Raw genomic sequence first — 18,430 nt, forward strand, 5'->3', positions numbered from 1 at the left:
TTTGTTTATTATTTGGGCGACAGATCACGCTAAGTTTTCGCTGTATGAAAATTCAGCAAACGAATCTTTCAGGGAAAATAATTCATAAGAATGATTATTTAACGCGTCTGATATTTTATTCGTTTAATAACAGTGCGTTATGAAATAAAACTGTCATAAACTCGGCGTTAATCGCTAATTTTCAGTGAATAAGACTGTTCTGGAAGGGTTGCGCAGCATGCCGTGCAAGTGGTACTGATTAAACGCGTTAAAAAACCCCACATCATCACCCAACGTTTGTCATACCCCTTTCAGTTTGTGACGTTCTCATTCGAGTACGCATGGGAATGGCGCTTTTGATTCAGGAAGTGTAGTCGTTATGAAAAACAGTAAAGTCAGCCTGGCCTGGCAAATTCTGCTGGCCCTGGTGCTGGGTATTCTTCTGGGCAGTTTCCTCCACTATCAAACCGACAGCCGTGAATGGCTGGTGGCGAATCTGCTTTCTCCCGCCGGAGATATCTTCATCCACCTCATTAAAATGATCGTGGTGCCGATTGTTATCTCTACCCTGGTCGTCGGCATTGCCGGCGTGGGCGATGCGAAGCAGTTAGGACGCATCGGCGCTAAAACCATTATCTATTTCGAAATCATTACCACGGTTGCGATCGTTCTGGGCATCACGCTCGCGAACGTTTTCCAGCCGGGCAGCGGCATTGATATGTCGCAGCTTGCGGCGGTAGATATTTCGAAATATCAGCATACTACCGAAGAGGTGCAGAGCCACGCGCACGGGTTGATGGGGACTATCCTGTCGCTGGTGCCGACCAACATCTTCGCCTCGATGGTGAAGGGCGACATGCTGCCGATCATCTTCTTCTCGGTGCTGTTTGGTTTGGGGCTTTCTTCATTGCCCGCCACGCACCGTGAACCGCTGGTGACCGTGTTCCGCTCCATTTCCGAAACCATGTTCAAAGTCACCCATATGGTGATGCGCTACGCACCGGTGGGGGTGTTCGCGCTGATTTCCGTGACGGTGGCCAACTTCGGTTTTGCGTCGCTGTGGCCGCTCGCCAAGCTGGTGATTCTGGTTTATGTCGCCATTCTGTTCTTCGCGCTGGTCGTGCTGGGCGCGGTGGCGCGGATGTGCGGCCTGCGTGTCTGGACGCTTATCCGCATCCTGAAGGATGAACTGATTCTGGCGTATTCCACTGCCAGCTCCGAGAGCGTGCTGCCGCGCATCATTGAGAAGATGGAAGCCTATGGCGCGCCTGCTTCTATCACCAGCTTCGTGGTGCCAACCGGCTACTCCTTCAACCTTGACGGCTCCACGCTTTACCAGAGTATCGCGGCTATCTTTATCGCCCAGCTTTACGGCATTGAGCTGTCGCTGGGTCAGGAGATTATCCTGGTGCTGACGCTGATGGTGACCTCAAAGGGCATCGCCGGCGTACCGGGCGTCTCTTTTGTCGTGCTGCTGGCGACCCTTGGCAGCGTCGGCATTCCGCTGGAAGGCCTGGCGTTTATTGCGGGCGTCGACCGTATCCTGGATATGGCGCGCACCGCGCTTAACGTGGTGGGCAATGCGCTGGCGGTGCTGGTTATCGCCAAGTGGGAACACAAATTCGACCGTAAAAAGTCGCTGGCCTACGAGCGCGACGTGCTCGGCAAGTTTGATAAAACGGCCAGTCGCTAACCTCAAACCCCGCTTCGGCGGGGTTTTTTATGGGCTTTCCTTCACAACCTGCAACGCGCGCCTGTGACGCGGCTTACACTTCCCGCATCAATCCGTAATAATTTTTCCTCACCGCTCTCGCCATCGCGCACACTCTTTGCAGGATAAATGGTTCCCGGCGGAGAAAACGATGAAACCTGCCATCATGGTGGTCGATGACGACCCGGCGATTTGCGAGCTGTTAACAGATGTTTTCAGCGAGCACGTTTTTGACGTCTGCCTCTGTCATAACGGCGGCGATGCGCTGCGCCTTGCGCAAATGCGCCCGGATATCGCGCTGGCGTTGCTGGATATGATGCTGCCCGATATTAACGGCCTGCTGGTGCTTCAGCAGCTGCAACGCCAGCGCCCAACGCTGCCGGTTATCATGCTGACCGGGCTTGGCAGCGAGTCGGATGTGGTGGTGGGCCTTGAGATGGGCGCAGATGATTACATCGCCAAGCCTTTTAATCCGCGCGTTGTGGTGGCGCGGGTAAAAGCGGTGCTGCGCCGCACCGGCGCGCTGCAAAACGACCCTGCGCCCGCTCGCGCCAGCGGCATGCATTTTAACGGCTGGTGTCTGGATACCGCCCGCTGCCTGCTTATTAACCCGCAGCAGCAGCCGGTAACGCTCACCCAGGGCGAATATGGCCTGCTGCTGGCGCTGTTGCAGAATGCAAGGCGGGTGCTCAGCCGCGAGCGCCTGCTGGAGCTGACCCACAGTGAAAGCCTTGAGGTGTTCGATCGCACCATTGATGTGCTGGTGATGCGCTTGCGCCGCAAAATTGAAACCAACCCGCATCAGCCTTCGCTGATCCGCACCATTCGCGGCCTGGGCTACGTCTTTGCCGCCGACGTGACCCAAACCGAACGCGCAGCATAAAGAAAGGGTGCGTTAAGGCCTCTGAACCCGAACAAGCCGGGCGAGGCGAACCCCGCCCGGTGAGTTTAGTTTCCTGCCGGGGTTAATGTTCCGAACAGGCTAACTTTGCCGCCACTTCCTGTACGCCATGCTTTATTTTTATTTCGCAAAGCGAATCGCGATAAAATAAAGAAAGTAACAGAACGGTTATACAAATAATTAACAGATACGCTAACCGGTATTTTAATGGCTTCATGCCTTTTACTCCTTGCCTTGCGACGAGTAATTGGCTATTCTCAACTTGTCGGAGTTGAGGGATAGCCTCGGGTTAATAGAAATATTGCCCGGGGCTTTTCTCTTTCTGTCCCTCACGTATGCTTAAGACAGAAAGCCTTAAGCACCCGCCGCTATAATAAGGGGTTCCGCTGGAAATAGAAATAATCTGTTTGATGTAATTTCTTTCTGCTAATTGCATTTCACTGGAATGTACTTCGCAAAAAAAGAAAAGAAATAAAATTAAGAATAATGCTCGCAGACATTAACCGATAAATTCCTTCTTGTTACAAAGAGGGAAAGCAACGCCGGGCTGGCAGAAAAGAAAGGGTGCGTTAAGGCCACATCCACTGACCCACCGGGCGGGGAAGGCCCCGCCCGGGAAGGATCACCTGCTGTCGCAGGCAAGTATCGCCGCCACTTCCTATGTACCGCTCCTTATTCTTAGTTCGCAAAGGGAATCGCGATAAAATAAAGAGAGCAACAGAACGGTTATGCAAATAATTAACAGATACGCTAACCGGTATTTTAATGGCTTCATGCCTTTTACTCCTTGCCTTGCGGCGAGTAATTGGCTATTCTCAACTTGTGTGGAGTTGAGGGATAGCCTCGGGTTAATAGAAATATGCCCGGGGCTTTTCTCTTTCTGTCCCTCACTTATGCTTAAGACAGAAAGCCTTAAGCACCCGTCGCACAGCCTATATAAATTCCTGGTGTCGGGGAAATGAAATTATTTAATGAAACAAAACGGGCTTGTTTGCATTTTTTTGGAATGAAAGCCGCGCATTTATTTTTTAATACGGCATCGCGTAATCGATTTATTTAACCGGCTTCACTTATAAAAGCGGTTAATTCCGCCAGGGTTTTCGCGCCGTCAATTGCATTGGCGCAAAGTAAGCTGGCGCGCGCGCAGGCGTGAGCGAGCTTAATGCTTTCCGTCAGCGGCCAGCGTTCATGGCAGCCGTAGAGCAGGCCCGCGCAGAAAGCATCGCCCGCGCCAACGCTACCGACAATTTCCGCTTTCGCAAGCTTCCAGGATGGCACCCAGACGCCTTCGCTGCCTGCTTCCTCGCCCCATGCGCCTTCCGGGCAGTGGATCACTACCCGCTGACGCACCCCTTCTTCCAGCAAACGGCTTGCCGCCGCCGCAATGTTATCGGTGTGCGGCGTACCGTCAGCGTGGCGTACCGGCAAGCCGCTAAACTCGCCTGCTTCCAGTTCATTGATGACCAGATAATCCAGCCAGCGCAGCGCAGGCATCACCAGCGGTTGATAGCGCGGGTCGCCCTGGCGGGAGACAAGATCCAGCGAGGTTTCATACCCTTGCTGCTGCATTTGCGCCAGCAGTCTCGCGCTGCGCGTACCGTATTGCTCATCGGGCATGTCGAGGCTGTCGAGCAGCAACAGGTAGCCAAGATGAAAAATACGCATCCCTGGATCCAGCCTGTCGAACGCTGGCAGGTCGAGCAACCGGTTAGCGCCGGGCGAATGAAAAAATGTGCGCTGACCGTCCGGCGTGGTCATCACCTGCGACATGGATGTCGGGGCAAAGGCGGTGCGGCGTACATGCTGTCGGTTAACGTGGTATTGCTCCAGCATCGCCAGAATATAGTCGCCATCGGCATCTTCGCCCGTCAGCCCCACCGCCTGCAACGGCAGGCCGACGTGCAGTTTAGCCAGCGTCAGCAATACGTTCAGCGGCGCGCCGCCGGTGGCGCGTTCGCTGTGGGTTATCTCAGCAAGCCATCCCGGCTGCGGCCAGCCGTTTATCTGATGAACATGGTCGACCAGCATATTGCCCGCCGCGATAATGCCTTTGCGCTCGCTCATACCGGCTCCTCACGCTTTGCCGTTGCTGCCGAAAATACGCATCTGCCGGGCCACAACGTCAGTTATCGCCTCTTCAATGCCAAGCAGCAGTTCGGCAAACTCGTCATAAATGGGGCGACGGTTTGTCATCCGCTGCTCCACCGCGCCCAGCGCCGCCTGCGACATGCCGGTGTAAAAGTTGATTTTATGAATGCCGAGCGAAATGGCCTTGCGGAAATCGTCGTCGCTGATGCCGGAGCCGCCATGCAGCACCAGCGGCAGGCCGGTTTGCTGACGAATGGCGGAAAGGCGGTCGAAATCCAGTTTCGGCTCGCCCTTATATTTGCCGTGCGCGTTGCCGATGGCGACCGCCAGCGCGTCGATGCCGGTTCGGTCCACAAAATCTCGCGCTATCGCCGGGTCGGTGAATTTTGCCTCGTCCGCCTCGCCGTAAAGCGCGCCGCCTTCGTCGCCGCCTACCGCTCCCAGCTCCGCCTCTACCGAAACGCCCACGGCGTGGCACATTTTCACCACCTCGCGGGTCTGGCGGATATTTTCATCGTACTCAAGCGTTGAACCGTCAAACATGACCGAGCTGAAGCCAAGCCTCAGCGCCTGCACTACCGCGTCAAAATGCAGGCCGTGATCGAGGTTAAGCACCACGGGAATATCGTGACGCGCCGCCTCAAACTTTACCGCTTCCACCAGCGAAGGCAGGGAAAGGTATTTAAAGTGCACCTCGGCGATATTAATAATAAAAGGCGAACGCTCCTCGCGTGCAGCGGCAAACAGCGCGCGCAGAAAGTGACTGTCGAGCACATTAAACGCGCCGAGCGCATAACCATGTTCGCGGGCGTGCGCCAGCCCGTCGGCGAGGGAAATCAGCGGCATTGTCGTCTCCTGTTAGCGGTACACGTCATAGTCGTTGCACAGCAGCAACTGGGCGGTTTCGTCTTCTTCGATTGTGTTAAAGCGCGCCAGCGGTTTTAAGAAGCGGTTGTCGCGGTCATCATCATTAACCGATGACACTTCGCCCACTAAAACGTCGCCAAACCCTGCTTCGCCCCAGAAGCTGTGATACAGGCCCGGCGTCAGACAGATGCTCTCCCCTGGCGAAAGGCGCAGCTGGCTGCCAGCGGCGTGGGTTTGTCGGCAGCCATCGATAACAACCGTCACGTCGTTCACCGTGGTCTGTTCAAACTCGTCGCTGCCCCATAATTCGATAATTAAATTGCCGCCGCCGCGGTTAATAATGTCCTCGCGCTTTCGCCAGTGGAAATGCAGCGGCGTAAGCTGGCCGTCGCGCACGTGCATGATTTTTTCGGCATAGCATTTGGCGTAAGGCGCGCCATCGGGCGAACCGTTGCGCAGCGTGAAAAGGGTTAGCCCCTGAGCGGCGAAATCCTGGCCGCCGAAAGCGGTGACATCCCAGCCGAGCTTCAGATCAAATACCTCGCGCCAGTCGTGGGCGTTAAGCTGCCGCCATTTCGCCGGGCTGAAGCTGGCGAAAGGCGGCAGATGCACGTCGTGGCGGGAGAAAAACTGCCGCGTATGGCCGAGAATTTCGTTGATTGCGGAGCGTTTCATAAAGCTTCCTCTGTGCGTCAGCCTCTTGATTTTTCCCTCTCTCCCGCACAGGGGAGAGAGGGAGAGGCGGCCTTATTTCACCGTCCAGCCCTTATAATTGCCGACGTTGTTTTTATCGATCATCGTCACCGGGATCAGCACTGGCGCTTTCGGCGCAGGTTTGCCTTGCAGGATGTCGTAGCCAATCTCCACCGCTTTCGCCGCCATCACCTGCGGGTCTTGCGCGGGGGTTGCCACAAACAGCGAGTTACCGCGCTTGAGCGCCTCTTCCGCATCCGGCGAGCCGTCCACGCCGACGATAAAGAATTCGTTGCGCTGCGCCTGCTTCGCCGCCAGATCCGCGCCGATCGCCGTCGGGTCGTTGATGGCAAACACGCCGTCAATCTTCGGGTTCGCCGCCAGCAGCGAGGTCATTACTTCAAGCCCGCCTTCACGGCTGCCTTTGGCGTTCTGGTTCCAGGAAAGCACTTTTATGTCCGGGTGTTTTTTAAATTCCGTCTGGCAGCCTTCCACGCGGTTTTGCACGGCGGAGACCGGCGGCCCGTTGATGATCACCACGTTGCCTTTGTTTTTCAGGCGATCGGCAATGTATTTGCAGGCCATTTCCCCCGCCTGGGTGTTGTCAGAGGTGATCGTGGCGTCCGCCCCTTCAGCGGCGACGTCTACCGCCACCACCACGATGCCCGCTTCTTTGGCGCGCTTCACCGCCGGGCCGATGCCTTTGGAGTCGGCGGCATTAAGGATGATCATGTCGACTTTCGCGGCGATAAAGTTATCAATTTGCGATACCTGCTGGCCGAGGTCGTAGCCGCTGGAAACCAGCGTCACTTTGACGTTATCGCCCGCCAGCTTGCGCGCTTCCAGCTCCGCCCCTTTGGTTATCTGGACGAAGAAAGGGTTGGCGAGGTCGCCTACGGTAACGCCGATTGACTTCAGCTCTTTTGCTGCCTGGGCGAACGGGCTGCCGGCAAGCAGCGCGCCGACGCACAGGGCGGTGACAAGAGGTTTCAAACGCATGCTGTTCTCCTCAGTTTGTAGGGTATTTTTGTTATGCACTTTGATGGTGTCGGGTACGGTATTTGTCTATCAGCACCGCAATGATGATCACCGCCCCTTTGATCACCAGTTGCCAGAAATAAGAGACGCCCATCAGCGTCATGCCGTTGTTGAGCGTGGCGATAATCAGCGCGCCCACCAGCGTGCCGGTGATAGTGCCAATGCCGCCGACGAAGCTGGTGCCGCCGAGGATGACCGCCGCGATAGCGTCCAGCTCATAACCGACGCCCAGGTTGCCGTTGGCGCTGTACAGCCGCGACGCGCTCATTAACCCGCCAAGACCGGAGAGCAGCCCGCTCATGCCATAGACAAAGAGCAGCACCAGCCACACTTTAATGCCGGTAAGCCGCGCCGCCTGCATGTTGCCGCCCACCGCGTAGATATGCACGCCAAGGGTGGTGCGCCGCAAAATGAACCAGCAGATTGCGATCACCAGCAGCGCAATCACCACAAGCCAGGGGAGCGGCCCCAGATAGGCATTGCCGATCCATTCAAAATTAATGCTGGAGTTAATGACCGTGGTGCCGTCCGCCAGCAGATAGGCGGCTCCGCGCAGGGCGGTATAGGTACCCAGCGTGACGATAAACGGCGGCAGCCCGGCGAAAGCCACCAGCGCGCCGTTGAACAGGCCAAGCGCGAGCCCCAGCAGCAGCGCCGCCGGAATGGAAAGCATGGAAAGCTCCGGCATCAGCGAAACCACCATTGCCGCCACCGCCGTGGTGCCAAGAATAGAGCCGACGGAAAGATCGATGCCGCCGGTCAGAATGATAAATGTCATCCCGGCCGCCAGGACGATATTAATGGAGGCCTGACGGGTGATATTCAGCAGGTTGCTTTCGGTAAAAAAGTTCGGCGCGATAAAGCCGAAAACGGCCACGATCAGAATAAGAATCGGCAGAATACCGACCGTTTGCGTCAAATCGCTGAACAGCATTTTCTTCGCCGAAGCGGTTTTTACGGCTTCCCGGCCAGAAGAGGTCACGGTGGTGTTCTTTTGTGTGGGGGAAAGTTTAGTCATGTTGCACCGCCTGTTGATGCGCTTCGGTAACGCCGGTCGCCAGCGTCATGATCTTCTCCTGGGTAATGTCGCCGCCCGTCAGCTCGCCGGCGATATGGCCTTCGCGCATGACATAAACACGGTCGCTCATGCCCACCACTTCCGGCAGTTCGCTTGAGATCATCAGGATCGCCACGCCGCGGCGCGCCATCTGGTTCATGATCCGGTAGATCTCGCTTTTGGCGCCCACGTCCACGCCGCGCGTGGGTTCATCAAGGATCAGAATGCGCGGGCCGATAGCCACCCAGCGGGAGATCAGCAGCTTTTGCTGGTTGCCGCCGGAGAGCCCGCCTGCGCGCACCTGGGCGTGCGGTACGCGGATATTCAGCGAAGCGATGGCGTCGTCGGAAATGGTCTGCGCTTTTTTCCGGTCAAGCAGGCCGTAGCTCGCGTCGCGCTCAAGCGTCGCCATGGTGATGTTTTCCGCCGCCGCCATCTCCAGGAACAGGCCTTGCTCTTTGCGGTTTTCCGTCAGAAAGCCGATGCCGTGATCGATGGCTTCGCGCGGCGAATGGATAACGACCGGCTCGCCGTCAATCTCAATGCTGCCGCCGGTCGCTTTACGCACGCCGAAAATCAGCTGCGCCAGCTCTGAGCGGCCTGCGCCAACCAGGCCCGCGAGGCCGACAATTTCCCCTGAGCGCACCAGCAAACTTGAGGGCTGCACTTTTTTATCATCGGTAAGGTGATGCACCGCCAGCCGGGGACTGCCGAGCGGAATATCCCGCTCCTTGTTAAAGAGATCGCTTAGCGGGCGGCCCACCATCATGCGCACCAGTTCAGAGGCGTTGAGCTTGTCGCGCGTCAGGCTGCCTACGTATTGCCCGTCGCGCAGCACGCTTACCCGATCGGAAAGCTCATAAACCTCCGCCATGCGGTGGCTGATATAAATAATCGCCATGCCCTCGTCGCGCAGGCGCATAATCAGCGCAAATAAACGCTGGGTTTCTCGTGAGGAGAGGGCGGCGGTAGGTTCGTCCATCACCAGCACCCGGCTGTTGCGGTGCAACGCGCGGGCGATTTCCACCTGCTGCTGTTCGGCAATGGTGAGCTTCATTACCCGATCGCTGGCGTTAAACTGCGCGCCGAGGCGGTTAATGACGTTTTGCGCCTGCAACACCATCTCTTTACGCTGCACCAGCCCGCCGCGGGAAAGCTCGCTGCCAAGAAAAATGTTCTCCGCCACCGTCAGGTTTGGCGCAAGCTGCATCTCCTGGTAAATCAGGGTGATGCCTGCCGCCAGCGCATCTTTCGGGCCACGTATCGGGTGCGGCTTGCCATCAATAAAAATGTCGCCGCTGGTGGCGGTGTAAGCGCCAGCGAGAATTTTCATCAGCGTGCTTTTACCTGCGCCGTTCTCGCCCATCAGGGCATGGATTTCGCCGGGGTAAACCGTCAGGCTGACGCCCTTTAGCGCGTAAAATTTGCCGAACGCTTTGGCGATGTCGCGCATTTCAAGAATAGGGGGGCTGCTCATGGCGTACTCCTGCGTAAGGTCGTAGCGCCACTCCACCATTGCGCGGTAAACAGAACATGTCATCCGCTGTTCATAATTGTCATAGTGTTGAATAGTTAACCGCGATCACATTACCGCGACGACAGCGTTTCACTTTTATACGGCTCGCCGATAGTGAGGGAAATTCACCAGGCGGAGCCGCCCATGAGCACGAGCAGCCGTTTTTTTTCCAGCGCCCGCGGACGGCTGCTGTTTTTCAACCTGCTGGTGGTGGCGGTTACGTTAATGGTGAGCGGCGTGGCGGTGTTCGGCTTTCGTCACGCAAGCCAGCTTCAGGAACAGGTGCAGGAGCAGACCTTAAGCGATATGGGCGGCAGCCTGGCGCTGGCGCGCGATACGGCGAATGTGGCGACGGCGGCGGTACGCCTTTCCACCGTCGTGGGCGCGCTGGAGTACCAGAGCGAGGCGGCGCGCCTGAAGGCGACCCAGCAGGCGCTGGAACAGTCGCTGCGACAGCTGGCCGAGGCGCCGCTGGCGCAGCTTGAACCGCGGCTGGTCGCCAGCATTATTCGCCGCAGCATTGAACTGCAAAGTAGCGTTACCGGCATGCTGCAACGCGGCCAGCGCCGTCATCTGGAGCGCAACGCGTTGCTAAGCTCGCTCTACCAGAACCAGAGCTACCTGCGCCATCTTCAGGCGCTCAACCAGCGCGATGGCAATAACGTGCCCGCGCCAGCCCTGCTCGGCGAAATGGATCGGCTCATTGCGGCATCGATACGCACCCCAGCGCCAAAAGCCGCTATTGAACAGTTGAATGAGGTGATGGCAGGGTTGCCTGAAAGCGCGCGCAATCCGGTGCAGAATGCCATTTTACTGGACTTCAACCGCGAACTGCGCCGCCTGGCGCCGCTTTCGCAAGCGCTGGACGACAGCGACCTGGCGATAAGCTGGTACATGTACCATATCAAAGCGCTGGTGGCTTTTCTCAATGCCGATATTAACCACTATGTGCAGCGGGTAGCGCAGGAGTCCCAGGCGCGCACTGCCCAGAGCCACCGCGAGCTGCGCTCCATCATTCTGTTTATTTCCGCCTTTGCTCTACTGGCGCTGGTCATAACCGGTTTTGCGGGCTGGTATATCTACCGCAATCTGGGATCGAGCCTGGCGGCCATCTCCGGGGCGATGACGCGGCTCGCTCGCGGCGAACATGATGTTACGGTGCCCGCCCAGCAGCGGCGCGATGAACTCGGAGAGCTGGCACGGGCGTTTAACGTCTTCGCCCGCAATACGGCCTCGCTGGAGCACGCCTCACGCTTGCTTAAGGAGAAAAGCACGCAGCTGGAAACCACCTTCCACGCCATGCGCGACGGTTTTGCGCTGTTTGACAATCAGGGCGTGCTGGTGGTCTGGAACCCGCAGTATCCGGTGTTGCTGGGGCTGGCGGCAGATAAGCTGCAACGCGGCATGCATTACCAGACGCTGCTGCGCCAGGTCGCGCCGCAGCAACCGCTGCTGCCGGATAACTTTTTACGCCCGCGCCCCAGGCCGCAGGAGTTGCGGTTGCACGATGGCCGCACGATTGAGCTGCGCTTTAGCCCGGTGCCGGGGCGCGGCATGGTGAACGTGGTGCTGGACCGCACCGAGCGTAAAGGGCTGGAAGAGGCGCTGGTGCACAGCCAGAAAATGAAAGCGGTGGGGCAGCTTACCGGCGGGCTGGCGCATGATTTCAACAACCTGCTGGCGGTTATTATCGGCAGTCTTGAGCTGATCCCGCCCGGAACGCCAGAAGAGGCGCGCATTAACCGTGCCCTAAAAGCCGCCGGGCGCGGCGCGCAGCTTACGGCGCGGCTGCTGGCTTTCTCCCGCAAACAATCGCTGAACCCGCGGGCGGTGGCGATGAAACCCTTGCTGGAAAACGTGCAGGAGCTGATCCGCCACTCGCTGCCGGCATCCGTAACGCTTGAAACCGAAGCGCAGCAGCCTGCCTGGGCCGCCTGGATAGACGCAAACCAGCTGGAAAACGCGATCATCAATCTGGTGATGAACGCCCGGGATGCGATGGAAGGCCGCGAGGGAGTCATTAAACTGCGGACCTGGAACCAGCGGGTTACGCGCGGCGACGGGCGGCGTCAGGATATGGTGGCGCTGGAGGTTATCGACAGCGGCTGCGGCATGTCGGCCGAGGTAAAAGCGCAGGTGTTTGAACCTTTTTTCACCACCAAACCCACCGGCAGCGGCAGCGGACTGGGGCTTTCCATGGTGTATGGTTTTGTCCGCCAGTCTGGCGGGCGGGTGGAGATTGAGAGCGCGCCCCGGCAGGGCACCACGGTGCGTTTGCAACTGCCGCGCGCGCCTGCGCAGGCCAAAGCGGAAAACCGCAAAGAAAGCGCGCAGCGCGTTCACGGCGAAGCGCAGCTTGCGCTGGTGCTGGAAGATGAGCCTGACGTGCGCCAGACGCTGTGCGAGCAGCTTCATCAGCTCGGCTGGCTGACGCTTGAGGCGGAAAGCGGCGAAGAGGCGAAACGCTTGCTGGATAGCGCGCCTGATATCCGGCTTTTTATCAGCGATCTGATGCTGCCGGGGCGCCTTAGCGGCGCGGACGTTATGCATTATGCCCGGGAGCGTTACCCGCATCTGCAACTGCTGTTAATCAGCGGCCAGGATCTGCGCCCCGACAGCACGCCCCGCCTGCCGGACGTTACGCTGCTGCGTAAGCCTTTTACCCGCGAAGCGTTGGCAAGTGCGCTGCATGAACAAAAGCCCAGCTAAGGATTTGAGAATCGTCCGCTTCAGAACGCGGCGGGGTTTTTGCAAAGTCACACGCAGTCAACCGCTGAGACTGACGCTATGAAACATTACCTCCGCGCCCTGTTTTTTGGCGCGCTTTCGCTAAGCTCCGTGCATCTGGCGCAGGCCGATAATCTCGACAATATTCTGGATAACACCGTCAATTCTATCTCGCAGGCGATTAACGACGCTTATACGCCAGCAGACGACCGCTATGAAGAGGACGACCGCCGTCGTGACGAGGAGCAACGTCGCCGTGACGAAGAAGATTATCGCCGCAGCGATGAAGCGCGCCGTCAGTATGAGGACCGCCGTCGCCAGCTGGAAGACAGGCGTCGTCAGCTGGCCGACCGGCAGCGGCAGCTTGATGACGAGCGCCGCCAGCTTGAGCGCGAGGAGCGTCGTCTTGAAGAGGAGTATGACCGTTAAGTTACGCCGGGCGGGAAGGGGATAACCCCAGAACCGCAGGAACCGTTGCGTTCAGGATGTCGATAAGTTCGGTGGACATGAACAGGTAATCGTCAGGAATATCGAGCACATGCAGCGGTTTATGCTCAATGAGCCGACGCCAGTCGGCGACAAGCCGCTGTTTGTGCTTTTGCTCCATCACGCAAATGACGTCGGCCCATTTGAGAAGCTCTGCCGTGACGACATTTCTGGCATGGCGGCTGGTGCCGGCGGAACGGGCGCAAAGGCCCGGATAACGGCGGAACAGCTGTTCCGCCGTGGGGCTTCGCCATTGATTACGGCTGCAAATAAACAGGACATTCATTAACGAGGCGGTATTCTTCCAGGCCTTCGCGCGCAAGTTGCTTGTTGGTGATGCGCGGGTAGGTCATTCCCAGTTGCGCCGCGCGGGCAAGCTTGCAGGAACGAAGATAAAGCATCTTCCACTGCTTTTCGCCGCGAAAGCGCAGCAGGGCGGTGTGCACATCACGGGACTGGTTGCGCCGCTTTTGGCTAAGCCGCCAGGCCCGCGTACGGGATGGTTCCATCATTTTCTCTCTGGTCAGATTTATCGGGTTCAGCAGCCGCGATAATACAGAGAGGCTAAGCGGGGCCATTTTAATGCAGGCTGAGGAGAAGTCATCCCCCCTTTTTTTGTTAGTCCAGCGCTATCACCATGCCGTCAAACCCCGCTTCGAAGCCTGCGGGCAGCGGATTGCGCATCATCCAGACGTCGAACTGGTGGCTGATATGGTTCAGCACGACGCGCGGGCAGCGGATCTGCTCATTAAGCGCGATGACGGTGTTCAGATCGCAATGGTTAGCCGGCGTCTGCGGACGCGGCTCATGGCTACAGTCGATCACTATCACATCAGGGCGACTGGCCTGTAAGAACTTCAGTGATTTTTCCGGCAGCCCGGCGGTGTCGCAAAGCCATGCCACGCGGCTATGCGCGCTTTCCAGCAGATAACCGAACGTAAGCTTTGAATGAATGAGCGGCACGGGCGTCACCTGCAACCCTTGCAAATCAAACACCACAAACGGCTCGACGGTATGGCTGAAATCAAGCACGCCAGGGTGTTTGAAAAGATCGTCGCAGCCCGCTTCATCAGGGGGGCCGTAAACCGGGATCTTCTCGCCTGCGCCCCAGCGCAGCGTGAAAAGCGCCTGCACATGATCCATATGGTAGTGCGTTAGCAAAAACTGGCGGAACTCGCCCGGCTGCCAGCGTTCTGCTAAATCCGGCATGCCGGCATCCAGCAGCGTAACCGACGTATTAAACTTCACTACCGCGCTACAGGGCCTACGGCGATGCGCAGGCGCTTCGCGTGCCCGCTCGCAGGCGGCGCAGCGGCAGCCCCAGACGGGCACCCCCTGCGCGCCGCCTGTGCCGGTCAGGGTTATTTTCAGGCTCATCGACCCTCCTTACAGCGGCTTGGTGAAGCGAAAATGGCTCTGTGTATACCCTTCACGCTGGTAAAAACGGTGCGCGTCCACGCGCGTTACGTTAGTGGAAAGCTCCGCCATCTCAGCGCCCGCCTCCCGGGCCTGCGTTTCGGCCCAGGCGAGCAGTTGGCTGCCCACGCCCAGCCCGCGCGCCTGCGGCATCACCACCAGTTCCTGAATCTCGCCAATCCAGTTTACATGGTGCAGATGAAATTGCAGATGCAGGCCAATCATCCCCACAATGTCGCCTTCAAGCAGCGCCAGCTGGTAACGCAGGTTCGGGTCGCTCAGGTTGGCGGCGAAGCCGACATTAAACTCGTGATGGTCAAAAGCGTGCTGTTTCAGCTCGCAGATAAGAGCGTAAACGGCGTCGCTGTCTTCAATCGTCGCGCGGCGGAGTTCACAAGCTGGCATGAGGTTTCTCCTGGAGGGATGATCGCCGGGTTAAAAAACGTCGACTGACTGTAGCAGACTCCCGGCTGTTCAACCTCCGCCAGAATGCTTAACGCAGGCCGCCAGTACTAGCAGGCTTCCACATGGGTAGCATGAGGAATAGCCAGCAGGCGCTCGCCGCAGGTAAGTATGAGATCCAGGCCAGGCGCAAGCGCGTACGGATGTTCATCCAGCATATGGATCAGGCTTTCCGGCAGTTGCGGCGCCACCATGCGCTCTTCGGTGATACCCGCGCCGGTCAGGCGCAACATGCGCCCGCCGCTCAGGCTCGCCACTTGCATAATTAAGGTGATGCCGCTTTCCGGCATGCGCGCGCTTGCCTGTGCAAGCACCGCGAAGGTTTCGGCGTTCATCTTCTCGTCGGTCACGGCGAAAATGGCGTGCTCAGGCGCTTCGCACAGCGGCGCGCCAGTATGAAGGCGCAGGTTCTGGCGCACCATGTCGTTGGCGAAAGGCGGGGCGAGCCAGACCGGCGTGGCGCTGTCGGCAAGCGTCAGCAGCAGGCTGCTGGTGGCGACGCCAAGCGGTTGCCAGCCATGGCTGACCTGCGAAAGCGAAACAATAACGCCCGGCTCGCTCATGGCTTTAAGCAGACGGCGAAAGCTCTGTTGCGCATCGTGAAGGGTGGCAGGGTAATCAGGGGTCAAGATCATGCAATTTCTCCGCGCATCGGCGCAATAAAAAAAGCCCGGCGGCGTTTGCCGGGCGATAAAAGGCACACAGAAAGTCAAAGGGACAGTGCGATACGCAGGGCGCGCCGGCTGGCTCATTCGTGTTCCATTGTGAATTCGATCATGTCGGCGCGGTTGAGGCTCACGGAATACTCCGCCGCCCGGGGTTCGCCTTCGCGATGGTTAAGCGTGCGCACGCACAACAGCGGCGACAGGTTGGGAATTTCAAGCCAGCGGCTCTCTTTCGCCTGGGCGGGACGGGCGCTGATGCGCGTCCGGGTGCGCATCAGCGCCACGCCGAGCCGGTCGTTAAGAAAATCGTGCAGCGAACCGCTGGTAAACTGCCGCAGCTGCGGCCACCAGCGCAGTTCGGCAAAATAGTGATCGATTAAGCAGACAGCCACGCCGTTGACCCGACGAAGCGTACGCAGATGGATAACGTTTTCGCCTTCCGCCACGCCAAGCGCTTGCGCCACGACAGAGGAAGCGGGGCGCAGCACCGCCAGTAATTTCTCGCTGGTGGGGTGGCTGCCCTGCTCAAGCAGGTTCTGGCTAAAGCGCGTGCGGGCATTGAGCGGGTAATCGAACGGGCGCATAAGCACCAGCACGCCGACGCCCTGGCGCCGCTGCACCCAGCCGCGCTCGACCAGCTCATCAATAGCGCGGCGAAGGGTATGGCGGTTTACCTGGTAGCGGGCGGCAAGCTGGCTTTCCGCAGGCAGGTAATCGCCGCAGCGGTAATGACGAAGCTCTTGCTCAAGCCGGGCGGCAATTTCCTGATAGCGCGTGGGAAAGCTGGTCGGATGTCTGGATAAGTGCATGGTAAGCGGTGCCTCATGGTCATGCAGGAAAAGACCGGGGCCGCCAGCGCAGGGATCTGGTTCAGCCATAAAGCCATGCTGAGCGCAGAAGATGACGATTAAGTGAAACTGAGATTGCAGCGCGATGAAAAAGCAGGCCGCCGGGGCAGCCCGCTTTGAAAATCAGCGGAATACCGCGACCGCGTCGGCAAGCCGGGTTGCCTGGCTTTTTACGGCGGCGGAGGCCTGCGCCCCCTGTTCAACCAGCGTCGCGTTTTGCTGGGTAATATCATCCAGCTCGTCCACAGCGCGGGTAAGTTCACTCAGCCCCTGCGCCTGATGCGCGGTGGCGTCGCTTATCTGGGCAATCAAACCGCTGACGTTTTTCACCCTGTCGACGATGTCATGCATGGTCTGGCCCGCCTCCTGCACATGCACCGCGCCGGACTGCACTTTGTCGGCGCTGGCTTCTATTAACTGGCGAATATTGCTGGCGGCTGTGGCGCTGCGGCTTGCGAGGCTTCGCACTTCGCCCGCCACTACGGCGAACCCTTTGCCCTGCTCGCCTGCGCGGGCGGCTTCCACCGCGGCGTTAAGCGCCAGGATATTGGTCTGGAAGGCAATGCTGTCGATAAGCGAGGTGATGCTGCTGATTTCAGCCGTGCTGGAGGCGATTTGATCCATCGTCGTTACCAGCGTCTGCATCGCTTCGCCGCCGTTTTGCGCCGCCAGGCGGGCGCTGCGGGAAAGGGTATTCGCCTCCTGCGCGGTTGCCGTGTTGCTTTGTACCGTGGCGGACATCTGGTTCATGGTCGCGAGCGTTTGCTGAACGTTAACCGCGGTCTGGCGAGTTCGCTCGTTCAGTTCATCATTGCCCTGCGCCAGCCGGTCGCTGCCGTTGCGTACGCAGTGCACCTGACTTGAGACATCGTTAATCAGCCAGCGGAACATCAGGCCCAGCTGGCTGATGGCGCGCAGCATGACGCCCGTTTCATCGGCGCGCTGCGTATGATCCACGCTATGGCTGGCGCCCGTCGCGACGCGTAATGCCTGCTGGCATACTTTCTCCATTGGGCGAACCACCTGCGCTTCCAGCCAGACGCCCAGCAGCAGCGCAGCCAGCAGCTGGCCGCCGAACAGCGCGCCCGCCAGATAAAGCGGCAAGCCCGCCCACCAGAGCGCCAGGGCGCTCGCCGCCAGCAGCGCCAGCAGCGGCACGCGCAGACGCCAGCGCAGCGACAGCGTTCTGAAAGGCGTAAGCAGGGCGCCGGCGCCGCGACGCACCAGTAAACCGCGATGAAAACGCCAGCCTTTTAACCGACCGCTGTTCATCGCCTGGTAAATTCGCTGCGCCTCTTCAATCTCTTCGCGGCTGGCTTTGGTGCGAATCGACATAAAGCCCTGGGTTTGATTGTTGCGCACAATGGGAACGGCATTTGCCCGAACCCAGTAAAAGTCGCCGTTCTTACGGCGGTTTTTAACAAGGCCCGTCCAGGGTTCGCCTTTTTTCAGCGTCGCCCACATGTCTTCGAAAACTTGCGCAGGCATATCGGGATGGCGCACCAGATTATGAGGTTGTCCGATAAGCTCGTCGCTTTCGAAACCGCTGGCCTCAATAAAACTCTCATTGGTATAAGTGATATAACTGCGGGTATCGGTTGTTGACATTAAGGTCGCATCGTCATGCAGAATATATTCTGTATCCGTTACGAAGAGAGACTTGCGCATAATTTCACCAGGGGCTTTTCATTAACGTTGCTTATTATTTTTATTTTCGGCGAAAGTGTTCAGTACTTTAGGCTATAAAGAAAAAATGTTTTACCGGTAACAGATCGGGGAAATAAAAAAGCGCAATAAGTTAAGTGTGGGTAATTAAAATTTAACCATTGCTATAATTGGTTGATTGTAAAAGGTTTTATCTGAAATGCGCGGCATATGGTTTTTTATGGAATAAATAATAAATTGGTAATGACTCCAACTTATTGATAGTGTTTTATGTTCAGATAATGCCCGATGACTTTGTCATGCAGCTCCAC

General features: G+C 58.0%; 20 protein-coding genes. 4 read left to right on the forward strand and 16 right to left on the reverse strand.

Annotated features, from left to right (window positions below):
- Window positions 1-358 precede the first annotated feature (358 nt).
- Window positions 359-1,672, forward strand: coding sequence for a glutamate/aspartate:proton symporter GltP (gene gltP / locus DW56_RS02190; RefSeq protein WP_024554237.1), 1,314 nt, complete (start codon window positions 359-361; stop codon window positions 1,670-1,672).
- Window positions 1,673-1,841: 169 nt separating this feature from the next.
- Window positions 1,842-2,573, forward strand: a complete 732-nt coding sequence (locus tag DW56_RS02195) for a response regulator (RefSeq protein ID WP_024561945.1) — start codon at window positions 1,842-1,844, stop codon at window positions 2,571-2,573.
- A gap of 82 nt (window positions 2,574-2,655) precedes the next feature.
- On the opposite strand, the gene DW56_RS02200 is transcribed toward DW56_RS02195, so the two are convergent.
- The 8 genes from DW56_RS02200 to DW56_RS02230 all read right to left on the reverse strand — a co-directional run bounded on the left by DW56_RS02200 (window position 2,656) and on the right by DW56_RS02230 (window position 9,811).
- The gene (locus tag DW56_RS02200) at window positions 2,656-2,808 is read right to left on the reverse strand and encodes a Hok/Gef family protein (RefSeq protein ID WP_035889373.1); all 153 of its coding nucleotides are present in this window, start codon (window positions 2,806-2,808) and stop codon (window positions 2,656-2,658) included.
- 441 nt (window positions 2,809-3,249) lie between these two features.
- Window positions 3,250-3,366: a Hok/Gef family protein gene (locus DW56_RS21180; protein WP_071789762.1), complete on the reverse strand. Its 117-nt coding sequence runs from the start codon at window positions 3,364-3,366 to the stop codon at window positions 3,250-3,252.
- Between the two features lie 281 nt (window positions 3,367-3,647).
- Window positions 3,648-4,655 carry a carbohydrate kinase family protein gene (locus DW56_RS02205; protein WP_024552964.1) on the reverse strand — a complete coding sequence of 336 codons (1,008 nt, stop codon included), beginning with the start codon at window positions 4,653-4,655 and terminating at the stop codon, window positions 3,648-3,650.
- Window positions 4,656-4,664: 9 nt separating this feature from the next.
- The gene (locus DW56_RS02210; protein WP_024552965.1) at window positions 4,665-5,525 is read right to left on the reverse strand and encodes a ketose 1,6-bisphosphate aldolase; all 861 of its coding nucleotides are present in this window, start codon (window positions 5,523-5,525) and stop codon (window positions 4,665-4,667) included.
- A 12-nt stretch (window positions 5,526-5,537) separates the two neighbouring features.
- Complete coding sequence (locus DW56_RS02215; protein WP_024552966.1) at window positions 5,538-6,221, reverse strand: D-lyxose/D-mannose isomerase; 684 nt, start codon at window positions 6,219-6,221, stop codon at window positions 5,538-5,540.
- 72 nt (window positions 6,222-6,293) lie between these two features.
- Window positions 6,294-7,238 (reverse strand): ABC transporter substrate-binding protein, encoded by a 945-nt coding sequence (locus tag DW56_RS02220; protein WP_024552967.1) that lies wholly within the window; start codon window positions 7,236-7,238, stop codon window positions 6,294-6,296.
- A gap of 31 nt (window positions 7,239-7,269) precedes the next feature.
- Window positions 7,270-8,211: an ABC transporter permease subunit gene (locus DW56_RS02225; protein ID WP_110876693.1), complete on the reverse strand. Its 942-nt coding sequence runs from the start codon at window positions 8,209-8,211 to the stop codon at window positions 7,270-7,272.
- A gap of 76 nt (window positions 8,212-8,287) precedes the next feature.
- Window positions 8,288-9,811, reverse strand: a complete 1,524-nt coding sequence (locus DW56_RS02230; protein ID WP_024552969.1) for a sugar ABC transporter ATP-binding protein — start codon at window positions 9,809-9,811, stop codon at window positions 8,288-8,290.
- Between the two features lie 183 nt (window positions 9,812-9,994).
- On the opposite strand from DW56_RS02230, the gene DW56_RS02235 reads away from it, so the two are divergent.
- Both DW56_RS02235 and yjdP read left to right on the forward strand, forming a co-directional pair.
- A complete protein-coding gene (locus DW56_RS02235) occupies window positions 9,995-12,559 on the forward strand; it encodes an ATP-binding protein (protein WP_024552970.1) in 2,565 nt (854 codons plus the stop codon).
- 78 nt (window positions 12,560-12,637) lie between these two features.
- Complete coding sequence (gene yjdP, locus DW56_RS02240; RefSeq protein WP_024552971.1) at window positions 12,638-13,006, forward strand: DDRRRQL repeat protein YjdP; 369 nt, start codon at window positions 12,638-12,640, stop codon at window positions 13,004-13,006.
- Window position 13,007: 1 nt separating this feature from the next.
- Here yjdP and DW56_RS02245 read toward each other — a convergent pair whose 3' ends face one another.
- From DW56_RS02245 to DW56_RS23095, 8 genes are all read right to left on the reverse strand, one after another.
- Window positions 13,008-13,349, reverse strand: coding sequence for a low molecular weight protein tyrosine phosphatase family protein (locus DW56_RS02245; protein WP_024552972.1), 342 nt, complete (start codon window positions 13,347-13,349; stop codon window positions 13,008-13,010).
- Window positions 13,321-13,575 (reverse strand): hypothetical protein, encoded by a 255-nt coding sequence (locus DW56_RS02250; protein WP_234409203.1) that lies wholly within the window; start codon window positions 13,573-13,575, stop codon window positions 13,321-13,323. The genes DW56_RS02245 and DW56_RS02250 overlap by 29 nt, the downstream gene beginning before the upstream one ends.
- 106 nt (window positions 13,576-13,681) lie before the next feature.
- Complete coding sequence (gene phnP / locus DW56_RS02255; RefSeq protein WP_024552974.1) at window positions 13,682-14,440, reverse strand: phosphonate metabolism protein PhnP; 759 nt, start codon at window positions 14,438-14,440, stop codon at window positions 13,682-13,684.
- Between the two features lie 9 nt (window positions 14,441-14,449).
- A complete protein-coding gene (gene phnO, locus DW56_RS02260) occupies window positions 14,450-14,884 on the reverse strand; it encodes an aminoalkylphosphonate N-acetyltransferase (protein ID WP_024552975.1) in 435 nt (144 codons plus the stop codon).
- Window positions 14,885-14,991: 107 nt separating this feature from the next.
- On the reverse strand, window positions 14,992-15,576 hold the full coding sequence (gene phnH, locus DW56_RS02265; protein WP_024552976.1) for a phosphonate C-P lyase system protein PhnH: 585 nt from the start codon (window positions 15,574-15,576) through the stop codon (window positions 14,992-14,994).
- 113 nt (window positions 15,577-15,689) lie between these two features.
- Window positions 15,690-16,415 carry a phosphonate metabolism transcriptional regulator PhnF gene (gene phnF, locus DW56_RS02270; protein WP_024552977.1) on the reverse strand — a complete coding sequence of 242 codons (726 nt, stop codon included), beginning with the start codon at window positions 16,413-16,415 and terminating at the stop codon, window positions 15,690-15,692.
- A 162-nt stretch (window positions 16,416-16,577) separates the two neighbouring features.
- Complete coding sequence (locus DW56_RS02275) at window positions 16,578-18,122, reverse strand: methyl-accepting chemotaxis protein (RefSeq protein WP_024552978.1); 1,545 nt, start codon at window positions 18,120-18,122, stop codon at window positions 16,578-16,580.
- A gap of 251 nt (window positions 18,123-18,373) precedes the next feature.
- On the reverse strand, window positions 18,374-18,430 hold the full coding sequence (locus DW56_RS23095; RefSeq protein ID WP_003032489.1) for an IS1 family transposase: 57 nt from the start codon (window positions 18,428-18,430) through the stop codon (window positions 18,374-18,376).

The organism is Franconibacter helveticus LMG 23732, from assembly GCF_000463115.2.
GTDB classification, from domain to species: domain Bacteria; phylum Pseudomonadota; class Gammaproteobacteria; order Enterobacterales; family Enterobacteriaceae; genus Franconibacter; species Franconibacter helveticus.

What these genes read in the sequence shown, in the direction of transcription:
- gltP (WP_024554237.1), top strand. Translation starts at nt 359, where the DNA reads ATGAAAAACAGTAAAGTCAGCCTGGCCTGGCAAATTCTGCTGGCCCTG.
- DW56_RS02195 (WP_024561945.1), top strand. Translation starts at nt 1,842, where the DNA reads ATGAAACCTGCCATCATGGTGGTCGATGACGACCCGGCGATTTGCGAG.
- DW56_RS02200 (WP_035889373.1), bottom strand. Translation starts at nt 2,808, where the DNA reads ATGAAGCCATTAAAATACCGGTTAGCGTATCTGTTAATTATTTGTATA.
- DW56_RS21180 (WP_071789762.1), bottom strand. Translation starts at nt 3,366, where the DNA reads ATGAAGCCATTAAAATACCGGTTAGCGTATCTGTTAATTATTTGCATA.
- DW56_RS02205 (WP_024552964.1), bottom strand. Translation starts at nt 4,655, where the DNA reads ATGAGCGAGCGCAAAGGCATTATCGCGGCGGGCAATATGCTGGTCGAC.
- DW56_RS02210 (WP_024552965.1), bottom strand. Translation starts at nt 5,525, where the DNA reads ATGCCGCTGATTTCCCTCGCCGACGGGCTGGCGCACGCCCGCGAACAT.
- DW56_RS02215 (WP_024552966.1), bottom strand. Translation starts at nt 6,221, where the DNA reads ATGAAACGCTCCGCAATCAACGAAATTCTCGGCCATACGCGGCAGTTT.
- DW56_RS02220 (WP_024552967.1), bottom strand. Translation starts at nt 7,238, where the DNA reads ATGCGTTTGAAACCTCTTGTCACCGCCCTGTGCGTCGGCGCGCTGCTT.
- DW56_RS02225 (WP_110876693.1), bottom strand. Translation starts at nt 8,211, where the DNA reads ATGCTGTTCAGCGATTTGACGCAAACGGTCGGTATTCTGCCGATTCTT.
- DW56_RS02230 (WP_024552969.1), bottom strand. Translation starts at nt 9,811, where the DNA reads ATGAGCAGCCCCCCTATTCTTGAAATGCGCGACATCGCCAAAGCGTTC.
- DW56_RS02235 (WP_024552970.1), top strand. Translation starts at nt 9,995, where the DNA reads ATGAGCACGAGCAGCCGTTTTTTTTCCAGCGCCCGCGGACGGCTGCTG.
- yjdP (WP_024552971.1), top strand. Translation starts at nt 12,638, where the DNA reads ATGAAACATTACCTCCGCGCCCTGTTTTTTGGCGCGCTTTCGCTAAGC.
- DW56_RS02245 (WP_024552972.1), bottom strand. Translation starts at nt 13,349, where the DNA reads ATGAATGTCCTGTTTATTTGCAGCCGTAATCAATGGCGAAGCCCCACG.
- DW56_RS02250 (WP_234409203.1), bottom strand. Translation starts at nt 13,575, where the DNA reads ATGATGGAACCATCCCGTACGCGGGCCTGGCGGCTTAGCCAAAAGCGG.
- phnP (WP_024552974.1), bottom strand. Translation starts at nt 14,440, where the DNA reads ATGAGCCTGAAAATAACCCTGACCGGCACAGGCGGCGCGCAGGGGGTG.
- phnO (WP_024552975.1), bottom strand. Translation starts at nt 14,884, where the DNA reads ATGCCAGCTTGTGAACTCCGCCGCGCGACGATTGAAGACAGCGACGCC.
- phnH (WP_024552976.1), bottom strand. Translation starts at nt 15,576, where the DNA reads ATGATCTTGACCCCTGATTACCCTGCCACCCTTCACGATGCGCAACAG.
- phnF (WP_024552977.1), bottom strand. Translation starts at nt 16,415, where the DNA reads ATGCACTTATCCAGACATCCGACCAGCTTTCCCACGCGCTATCAGGAA.
- DW56_RS02275 (WP_024552978.1), bottom strand. Translation starts at nt 18,122, where the DNA reads ATGCGCAAGTCTCTCTTCGTAACGGATACAGAATATATTCTGCATGAC.